This is a genomic window from Vibrio sp. M260118, assembly GCF_036533755.1.
GTDB lineage: Bacteria > Pseudomonadota > Gammaproteobacteria > Enterobacterales > Vibrionaceae > Vibrio.
In genome coordinates, this window is record NZ_JATABG010000485.1 from 1 (window position 1) to 2138 (window position 2138).

The window sequence follows — 2138 nt, forward strand, 5'->3', positions numbered from 1 at the left end:
CCAACTCGTTTTCTGCTACAAAACGACCTATTAGTGAGCACTTTTATGAAACTAAAGACACAAGCTTATTTATTATCAGGAATAATCTTAGTTGCTTTACTTGCACTAACGGCAACAGGCCTATGGACTTTGCGCGTTGCAAGTAACTTAGACAACCAAGCTCGCGTAACCGAACTGTTCAGAAGTGCTTACAGCATTCTTACCGAAGTAGAGAAGATGGCCGCAGATGGCACGCTTGAGGAAGCGCAAGCCAAATCTTTTGCGACGCGCTTACTACGCAACAACATCTACAAAGACAACGAGTATGTATATGTAGCGGATGAGAACATGACCTTCGTTGCGACACCTCTTGACCCTCAGCTACACGGTACCAGCTTCCATGACTTCAAAGATGGCGAAGGAAACAGTGTCGGCCAACTGATCCAAGACGTTCTTGGCCGTCAAGCTGGGGGAATTGTTGAGTACACTTGGACTCAAAAGCAAGCCGACGGAAGTATTGAAGAAAAACTCTCAATCGCCCAGAAGACACCACGCTGGGGCTGGGTTGTCGGTACTGGTATCGGCTTCAACGAAGTAAACGCACGATTTTGGTCTACCGCGCAGTGGCAGTTAGTACTGTGTCTAAGTATCGCAGCTGCGATTCTAGCCATTCTGATTGTTTCGATTCGCCGCATGCTGTCACTACTCGGTGGTGAACCTCAAGATGTACGTCGTGCGGTTCAGGAAGTAGCAAAAGGTAATATCCAAACCACCTTCCCGACCGATGCTGAAGAGGGCAGTATTTACGAAGCAGTGCAGAAAATGAGTCAGTCTTTAGCCCAGCTAGTCACCAACTTAGATGGTTCAATGCACGGTTTACGTAATGAGCTAGCGAGTGTAGAAGATCGAGCGGCGAGCATTGCTCAGTTGACTGACTCTCAGCAACAATCAACGGCAATGATTGCCACAGCAATGACTGAAATGGCCTCTTCGGCGAGTAACGTTGCAGATTCAGCAAGCGATACAGCCAATAATACTGACGAAGCAGACAAACAGAGCCAGCACACTCAACAACTGATTCACAATACGGTTGATAATATCCAAGGCCTAGCGTCTCAATTGGGTACAGCGAGTCAAGCAGTGGCCGACCTAGACAATGATGTAAACAACATCGTTAAAGTGCTTGATGTGATTGGTGATATCGCAGAGCAAACTAACCTGTTGGCACTAAATGCGGCGATCGAAGCAGCTCGTGCTGGCGAACAGGGTCGCGGCTTTGCAGTCGTTGCTGATGAAGTTCGTAATCTTGCTGGCCGAACTCAAGACAGCACCAAAGAGATTCAGCAGATGATTAGCAACCTGCAAGAAGGTTCTCGTAACGCAATCCAAACGATGGAAGTGTGTGCTGAGACGAGTGAAAGCACGGTTCAAGAATCGCAAAATGCCTCAGAAGCACTGCAGCAGATTGTAGTCGCACTAGAGTCTATCACTCAAATGAGCCAACAAATTGCCACCGCAGCAGCGGAGCAGACTCAAGTTAGCGATGATATTTCTCAACGAATCAATATGATCGAAGAGAGCGGTAACCAGTTAAGTGGTGTAGTAACCGAGAGTCACAATAGCACTCAAAGTCTAGCGAAACTGGCAAATGAGCTAGAAAACTGGGTAAGTAAGTTTACTGTTAAGCACTAATTTAGCTTGTAGCAGCAAAAAGCACGCCTCTTAGCGTGCTTTTTTGTTATATGAACCGGACAAATTCGCTCGCCAAACTATATATCGCCTATTGTCTGCTATACATTTCCTCACCAAAATGGATGAAAACAGCCCATTAAGTATAGAAAAACAACAAACGATATTTTTTTTGCATTTTAATATTGACCTAAAGCACGAAAAGCCTTTTAATACACCTCGTCGCCCGGATAGCTCAGTCGGTAGAGCAGAGGATTGAAAATCCTCGTGTCGGTGGTTCGATTCCGCCTCCGGGCACCACAATTTATATATTGTTGGTGCTTAGCACGAACAGTAGTTAATAGCATAAAATATAGGTGTGCCGACTTAGCTCAGTAGGTAGAGCAACTGACTTGTAATCAGTAGGTCACCAGTTCGATTCCGGTAGTCGGCACCATTCTTTCTAGCTAGTTTAACGAATAATTCCCCCT

General features: G+C 45.9%; 1 protein-coding gene and 2 tRNA genes. All 3 read left to right on the forward strand.

Annotated features, from left to right (window positions below; all coding sequences use genetic code 11):
- Nucleotides 1–45: 45 nt before the first annotated feature.
- On the forward strand, nt 46–1671 hold the full coding sequence (locus tag QTO00_RS18665) for a methyl-accepting chemotaxis protein (RefSeq protein ID WP_331426105.1): 1626 nt from the start codon (nt 46–48) through the stop codon (nt 1669–1671).
- A gap of 221 nt (nt 1672–1892) precedes the next feature.
- A tRNA-Phe gene (locus tag QTO00_RS18670) sits at nt 1893–1968 on the forward strand.
- A gap of 60 nt (nt 1969–2028) precedes the next feature.
- A tRNA-Thr gene (locus tag QTO00_RS18675) sits at nt 2029–2104 on the forward strand.
- The last annotated feature ends 34 nt before the right edge of the window (nt 2105–2138 follow it).